Here is a 7824-nt window from a genome sequence, read left to right as displayed (position 1 = left end):
GCCAGCGCCCCCTCGGCGGCACGCACCGCATCGAGGGTGTCGTTCTCGCCCATGCCCGGGAACTCCGCCAGGGTCTCTGCGTTGGCGGGGTTGGTCACGGTGATCGGGCGCGACTTGCCGTCGGTCCACTGACCGTTGATGTAGCCCGCGATACGGGGCAGTAACGGCGATTCGATCATGGTTTTGCTCCCTGGGTGGATGCCCGCGCGCACCGGCCGTGCACACGGGTGTATCTGGGCACTGACAGCGACAGTACTCACCGCCCGTCAGGCGCGTCAACATGCGCGTTGTGCGCATCGGAAAAGACCTATTGACCCCCCGTGTGAGGGGGGTCTAACGTCGAAGCGTTAAACCAACACAACAGGGGAGACGAGGCCGATGGTCAATCCGGTGGAGATGGACCAGTACGAGCACACCGCGGCACCGATGTTCAGCCCGGCGCTGCAGGCGATTCCCATGCCGGGTATCCGCCGGATGATCAATATGGCCGCGCAGATGGATGACGTCATCCATCTGTCCATCGGCCAGCCGGATTTCCCGACGCCCAAGCACATCGTCGACTCGTACGTGGACGCCCTGCGCGCAGGCCAGACCGGCTACACCCTCGACGCCGGCCTGCCGGAGCTGCTCACCGCGCTCAAGGACTACTACAGCGAGCGCTACGACCGCGAGCTGGTGGAGGAAAACTTCCTGGTTACCACCGGCGCCACCGAGGCCATGTACCTCGCGCTCACCGCCACCGCGGCGCCGGGACGGCAGTTCATCGTCGCCGACCCGACCTTCGTGCTCTATGCGCCGCTGATCCGGATGAACGGCGGCGAGGTGAAGATCATCCCCACGCGTGCCGAGAACGGCCACCAGATCGATCCCCAGGAGGTCATCGACGCGATCGGCTCGCGCACCTTCGCGATCGTGCTCAACTCCCCCAACAACCCCACCGGGACGGTCTACCCCAAGGAGACCGTCGAGGCGATCGTGCAGGAAGCGGCCTACCGCGGCGTATACGTGTTCGCCGACGAGGTCTATGACCACCTGCTGCTCGACGAGATGGACTTCCCGAGCGTGATCTCGTGCACCTCGGACCTCGATCACGTCATGTCCATCTCCAGCTTCTCCAAGACCTACAGCATGGCAGGGCTGCGCATCGGCTGGATCATCTCCAGCCAGGGCGCGATCAAGAAGCTGCGGCGCTACCACATGTTCACCACCACCGTGGCCAACACCCCGGCGCAGTGGGCGGGCGTGACGGCACTGACCGGCGACCAGAGCTGCGTGAACGAGATGGTGGCCGAGTACCGCCGCCGGCGCGACCGCGTGGTGGAGCTCGTCAACCAGACCCCGTATCTCAGCGGTTACGTGCCCCAGGGCGGGTTCTACATCTTCCCGTCGCTGCCCCCGCACACCGACGGCGGCCAGCTCGCGCTGCGCATGCTCGAGGAAATCGGGGTGTGCGTGATCCCCGGGGACGCCTTCGGCGAGACCACCTCCAACGCCATCCGCATCAGCTACTCCAACTCGATGGAGCAGATCGAGGAGGCGTTCGAGCGCATGATCCCCTGGCTCGCCGATCAGAAGCTCGGCCCGCGGTAATCGGGCTCATCAACGCCCGGCGGCACCGACCGCCGGGCGTCGTTACGACAGCCGGACAGCGCGTAGGTCGTGCGCCGCAGGCGTGCGACGTGCAGCCCCAGTCAGCGAAGACGTCGCACACGGCCCGTGGCCGTGCCCGACCTACCGCCCCGGGACCACCGGTAGGTCGGCTGCTCCTGGCAGCCGACATCAGCGCCAGCCGCCCGGCACAGTCGACCCGCCGGCGGGGACATCCCGCACGGCTACCTCCCCGGCATTCCGGTGTCACCACCACGGCTGTCGGTTGCCGGGAGCAACCGAGCTACCCGAGCGGCGAGACCACCGCCCACCACGCACCACCCGGCCCCCTACCGTCCGCCGGCGTGCACCACGACTGCCGGTCCGGCACGCCCTGAAGGTCGGTTGCTCCTGGCAGCCGACGATCACCGCCGGCCCGCGTGCACCGCGACGGCAGCGAGGAGCGAGGCGGCCACGACCCACGCGAGCAGGCCAGCGACCACATCCGTCATCGCCAGCCCGGCATCCAGCAGCATGCCCACGACCCCCGGCGCCAGCGCCGTCGAGAGCACCATGAACGACTGGATCAGCGCCCGGATCGCACCCAGGTGGCGGGTGCCGTAGAGCTCGACCCACAGCGCGCCGAGCAGCGTGCCGCCGACACCCATGCTGAGCCCGGCGCAGGCGAGGTACAGCGGCGCCCCCCAGAGCGCGTCCACGCCGATGAGCACCAGCAGTGCCACCGCCAGCGGCGCGAGATAGACCGGCAGCAGCCGCTGGCCACCGGCGCGGTCGACCAGGGGACCGGCGACCAGCAGCGAGAGCACGTGGCACGAGCCGAAGGCGAGGAAGCTGCTCGCCAGCCAGGCCAGCGGCCAGCCCTTCTCCGAGGCCAGGGGCACCTGGTGGATGAACAGAGCGGTCATGGTGAAGGGGGGCGCCAGCACCGCGGGCAGAACGCCGTAGAAGCGCGGGTCGCGCAGCATCTGCCGGCGGCTCCAGTCGCCGTCGCTGCCGGCGGCCGCGCGTTCGCGCTCCACTGCCTCCTGGGCCTCCTGACGGCGGCCGTGTCCCCGCAGCAGCCACATCGCCAGGGGCAGCACCACGGCGAGCAGCAGCAGCGCCATCGCCAGCCACGTCTGCCGCCAGCCCAGCACGGCGATCGCCGCGACCACCACCGCCGGGAACACCGCCTCGCCGGTGGGCAGCCCCAGCGTGGCGACGCTGATCGCCGTACCGCGGCGCTCGTGGAAATAGCGCGCCATGGTGGTCTGCGCGGTGTGCATCATCAGACCCTGTCCGCACAGGCGCAGCAGTAGCAGCGCGACGCCGAGGACGAGCACGTGGTTCACCCCCGCCATCAGCAGGCAGCCCAGGGCCGCCCCCACGAGCACGGCGGCGGAGAACACGCGCAGGTCCACCCGGTCGAGCAGCCGGCCGAGCCAGATCAGGCTGAAGCCGCTGATCAGCGTGGCGGTGGAGTAGACACCGCCGAAACCGCCGTTGCTGAGATTCAGGGTCTCGCGGATCTGGCCGCCGAACAGCGAGATGAGGTAGGTCTGGCCGTAGCCCGAGAGCACGGCCAGGAGGAAACCGAAGCCGAGAAAGCGGCGATTCTCGAGAATGAAGCGCAGGTAGTCCACGTCCGGGCCATTCGCTCCGTATGGGGTGGGTGAGGTCCGCGACCGCGCCGCGGACCACTCGGCCCACACCGGGACGGCGGGGGCCGCAACGAGAAGAGGGGCGTCGGCCCGCAGGCCGGCGCCCCTCCGGTGGCAGGGACGCTGCCCGTCGCTAGCGCGTCGCCTCCAGTGCCGCCTCGAACTGGTCCGCCGCCCAGTCGATCTGCTCGGCATCGACGATCAGCGGCGGCACCCAGCGCACGACCTGACCGCCCCAGGCACCGCACTTGATCAGCAGCAGCCCGCGCCGCTCGCACTCCTTGAGCAGCCGCGCCGAGCGGTCACCATCCGGCCGGCCCTGTCCGTCCACCATGTGGGTGCCGAGCATCAGGCCCATGCCGCTGACGTTGCCGATCTCCGGATAGCGGGTCTTGAGCTCCTCGAGCCGGGCCCGGAGCTGGGCGCCGCGCTCGCGGGCGTTCTCCACCAGGCCCTCCTCGCGGATGACGTCCAGGGTGGCGCTCGCCGCCGCACAGGCCACGGCGTTGCCGCCGTAGGTGCCGCCCTGGGAGCCCATCCAGCCCTTGGCCATCAGCGCGTCCGACGCGCCCATCACCGACAGCGGGAAGCCGCTGGCGATGCCCTTGGCGGTCACCACGACGTCCGGCTCGATGCCGAAGTGCTCGAACGCCCAGTACTTGCCGGTACGGCCGTTGCCCGCCTGGACCTCGTCGAGGATGAACAGGATGCCGTGCTCCCGGCAGCGCTCTTGGAGCCCCTTCATGAAGGTGGTATTCGCGGGGACGTACCCGGCCTCGCCCTGCACGGGCTCGATCAGCATCGCCGCCGTTTCCTTCGGCACGCTGATGGTCTGCAGGACGTAGTCCAGCTCCTTGAGGCAGAACTGGGCCGCGGTTTCCTCGTCCCAGCCGTACCAGTAGGTGTCGGGGAACGGTGCAAACGCGACCCCGCCCATCATCGGCTGCACGCCCTGGCGCACGGGCGAGCTCGAGCTCGTCGTCGACAGCGAGCCCATGGTGCGGCCGTGGAAGCAGCCCCGGAAGGCGATGATGTTCGGCCGCCCCGTCGCCTGGCGCGCGAGACGGATAGAGGCCTCGACCGCCTCGGTGCCGGCGTTGGCGTAGAAGAAGCTGTCGATCGCCCCGGGCATCAGCTCGCCGAGCTTCTCGGAGAGCTCCAGGATCGGCCGGTGGCGGACGATGGCGTACTGCGCATGGACCACCCGGCCGATCTGGCGCTGGGCCGCCTCCACCACCTTGGGGTGGCAGTGGCCGGTGCTGAGCACGCCGATGCCGGAGGTGAAGTCGAGGTAGCGCTCGCCACTCTCGTCGTAGAGATACACCCCCTCGCCGCGCTCGGCGAGGACACCGCTGGACTGCTTGAGCAGCGGCGAGAGATGGCCTTCGTGTTCGCTCATTGATGCCTCCTCACTGCCTGCCGGCGCCCGTCCGGGGCCGGTCGTTGACCACGATCTCCCGACACTACGCCGGGCGGTTACGCGCTTTCAATCCAGGCGCGCAAGCACCGCCGCACCGACCTCGTCGGTGGGACGCACCCGCGTGCCGTGCTCGGCGAGGTCCGCCGCGACCGCTGCGCGCAGCCGCCGGCCCGCCTCCTCCGCCGCCGGGTCCTCCTCGCCCATCCAGTCCAGCATCATCGCGGCGGTGAGCATCATCGCCTGCGGGCCCGCGAGGTTGCGCCCGGCGATGTCCGGTCCGCTGCCGTGGGTGGGCTCGAACATCGGCGGCTGGCTCCGGTCCGACGGGTTGATGTTGCACGACGGCGCCACCCCCATGCCGCCGGAGAGCACCGCGGCGAGGTCCGTGAGGATATCGCCCTGGAGGTTGCTCGCGACCACCACGTCGAAGGCCCAGGGGCTGGTGACGAACTTCATGCACGCAGCGTCGACGAGCTCGTGGTGGGTGGCGATGTCGGGATAGTCGGCGGCGACCGTCTCGAACACCTCCGAATAGAGCTCACCCCAGTGGCGCAGCGCGTTGCGCTTGGTCACCAGGCACACCTGGGCCCGCGCGTCGCTGCCGTCGGCGGCGGTGAAATGACGCTCGCCGCGCTTGCCCTCGGCCCGTTCGGCGGCGCGCAGCCGCGCGCGCTCGAAGGCGTGGCGGATGATCCGCTCGGTCCCCCGGCGCGAGAAGACCTCCACCTGGGTGGCGATCTCGTGGGCGGTGCCCGGCGCAAGACGTCCGCCCTGGCCAACGTACTCGCCCTCGCTGTTCTCGCGGATCACGAGCATGTCGATGTCGCGGGCCCGCTCGTCGGCGAGGAACTGTGGCGCGCCGTCGAGCAGGGTCGCCGGGCGCTCGCACGCCCACTGGTCGAAGCCCTTGCGGATATCGAGCAGCGGCGACAGCGAGACGGCGTCCGGCAGCCAGTAGCGCTGTGGATCGTCACGCGGACCGGGATCGCCGAGGGCGCCGAGGAGGATCGCATCGAAACGCGCCAGGCGCTCACGCCAGTCGGCCGGCCAGAGCTCGCCGTGATCCCGGTGCCAGGCGGTGGAGGGCCAGTCGAACCGCTCCATCTGGAGATCGACGCCGCCGGAACCGGCAAGGCGCTCCAGCGCCGTCACGGTCTCCCGCATCACCTCGGGGCCGATGCCGTCGCCGGGGAGCACGGCCACACGCCAGGACGATCGCGCCATCTCGGGCCTCCTTCGCATGAAAGTAGATGGACCGCGTAACGATACCAGACCCCGGCCGACGAGCGGCGCCCAACGGATGTTGCGATGCACAAAAACCACTGCTATGTTGCACTGCAACAGCAACGGACAGTGGGAGGCTCCCATGTACGAGCAGATGATCAAGCAGATGTTCGACCAGATGAACGAGGCGGGCGAGCCGGCCCGGCGCTTCGCGAAGACGGCGATCGACCACGCCGAGAAGGCCGCCAGCCGCCAGATCGAGTCCGCGCGGACCTATGTCGGCCTCGGCGTCGAGCAGCTCCGGGCGGCCAGCGCGGTGCACGACGCCGCCAGCCTGCAGGACTACGTCGGTCGTCAGCAGGATATCGCGTCGCGCTTCGGCCGCCGCGTGACCGACGACCTCGAGGCCTTCGCCGGCATGGGCCGCGCGCTGGCCGAGTCCGCCGGCGGCTCCGCCCGTCGGACCCGGACGCGTCGCGGCAAGAGCACGACGGGTCAGGGCAAGTCCGCCGCGGCCTGAGGCGGACAATCGGCCCTGTGGCCGATTGGCGCAACCAGGCTCTCTCCCCTCCTTCGCCCCGTGCATCCCGCGGGGCGATTCTTTGTCCGCGCCCCGCATCGTCATCGAATCGTCACCGCTGCGTCATACAACGTGATGGCGCGAGGCGGCACCGGCGCGCATGCTTGCCGGCGATGATCCGGCCCGACACCAACCCCACCCTGTGGCTGATGCGCCGCGCGCTGCGCCGCTACGCCACCCTCGTGGCCACGAGCCTGCGGCCCGGCGCGATCGTGCGCCCCCGCCCGCGGCACCTGCTCACCCGCGGCGCCCTGCTGCTGGCGTTTCCGCCATTCTGGCTCTATCACACCGTCGGGCTGGCCCTCGACGAGGTCCTGTTCCGCGGCTACCGGCGCACGCCGGTGACGTCGCCGGTGTTCATCCTCGGCGTGCCGCGCAGCGGCACCACTGCGCTGCACGCGGCCCTCGCCGAGGACGGCCAGTTCACCACCTTCCGGGCCTGGGAATGCGTGTTCGGGGTGTCGGTGACGTGGTGCCGCTTCTGGGCGGCGGTGGGCCGCCTGGACCGCGGCCTCGGCGCACCGCTGGTACGGCTGCGCCGGCTGGCCGAGCGCCGGCTGTTCGCCGGACTGGACGACACCCATCCGGTACGCGCGGACGCACCGGAGGAGGACTACCTGGTACTGCTGCCGGTGCTGTGGTGCTTCGTGCTGGTGGTGCCGTTCCCGGATGCCGGCTGGCTGTGGCGCTTCGCGGCCTTCGGGGAGGCCCTGGACCGGGACGAACGCGCGGCGCTCGGCGGCTTCTACCGGGACTGTCTGCGCCGCCACCTCCATGCCCGGGGTGACGGCCGGCGGCTGCTGTCGAAGAACGCCGCCTTCGCGCCCCTGACCGACACGCTGCTCACGCTGTTCCCGGACGCCCGTATCATCGCCTGCGTGCGCGAGCCGGCCCGGGCCCTGTCCTCCCAGCTCAGCTGCCTGGAGCCGTCGCTGCGCGTCTGCCACGGCGATTACGACTCCGGGGCGTTCAACGCCCGGCTGGCGGCCCGTTTCGCCGGCTACTACGATCACCTGTTCGCGGCGCTGGGCCGTACCGCGCCCGGCACGGCGGTGTTCCTGCCGCTGCCCGCCCAGCGCACGCGGCTGGCGGCGAGTGTACACCGGATCTACACGATCCTGTCCCTGCCGCTGGCACCGGCGTTCGAGGCCCGCCTCGACGCGCTGGACGGACAGGCACGCACCCACTGCTCCCGCCACCGGCACGACGCCGGTGACGGCGACGCGTTCACGGCCACGCTCTCACCCGCGGCACGACGGTTCGACTACACGGCGACCGTCCCGATCCCCGCGCACGAGCTGACCGATCGCCGGAGAACGGCATGAGCGCGGTGCCCGTTACCGCCGCGCGGG

At 70.5% G+C, this 7824-nt stretch carries 6 protein-coding genes; 3 read left to right on the top strand and 3 right to left on the bottom strand.

Annotated elements, in window-relative coordinates:
* Positions 1–378 precede the first annotated feature (378 nt).
* A complete protein-coding gene (locus G7A99_RS12925) occupies positions 379–1590 on the top strand; it encodes a pyridoxal phosphate-dependent aminotransferase (protein WP_018716332.1) in 1212 nt (403 codons plus the stop codon).
* A gap of 422 nt (positions 1591–2012) precedes the next feature.
* On the opposite strand, the gene G7A99_RS12920 is transcribed toward G7A99_RS12925, so the two are convergent.
* From G7A99_RS12920 to G7A99_RS12910, 3 genes are all read right to left on the bottom strand, one after another.
* A complete protein-coding gene (locus G7A99_RS12920; protein WP_018716333.1) occupies positions 2013–3230 on the bottom strand; it encodes an MFS transporter in 1218 nt (405 codons plus the stop codon).
* 151 nt (positions 3231–3381) lie between these two features.
* On the bottom strand, positions 3382–4647 hold the full coding sequence (locus G7A99_RS12915; protein ID WP_018716334.1) for an aspartate aminotransferase family protein: 1266 nt from the start codon (positions 4645–4647) through the stop codon (positions 3382–3384).
* An 87-nt stretch (positions 4648–4734) separates the two neighbouring features.
* Positions 4735–5892 carry an isocitrate/isopropylmalate dehydrogenase family protein gene (locus G7A99_RS12910; RefSeq protein WP_018716335.1) on the bottom strand — a complete coding sequence of 386 codons (1158 nt, stop codon included), beginning with the start codon at positions 5890–5892 and terminating at the stop codon, positions 4735–4737.
* A 142-nt stretch (positions 5893–6034) separates the two neighbouring features.
* Here G7A99_RS12910 and G7A99_RS12905 point away from each other — a divergent pair, with 142 nt between their 5' ends.
* Entirely contained in the window at positions 6035–6412 is a 378-nt protein-coding gene (locus G7A99_RS12905; protein ID WP_018716336.1) for a phasin family protein, read from the top strand.
* Between the two features lie 173 nt (positions 6413–6585).
* On the top strand, positions 6586–7797 hold the full coding sequence (locus G7A99_RS12900; RefSeq protein WP_163140726.1) for a sulfotransferase: 1212 nt from the start codon (positions 6586–6588) through the stop codon (positions 7795–7797).
* Positions 7798–7824 lie beyond the last annotated feature (27 nt).

The sequence above is a fragment of the Arhodomonas sp. KWT genome, from assembly GCF_010993615.1.
This window is presented reverse-complemented; position numbering and strand designations above follow the sequence as displayed.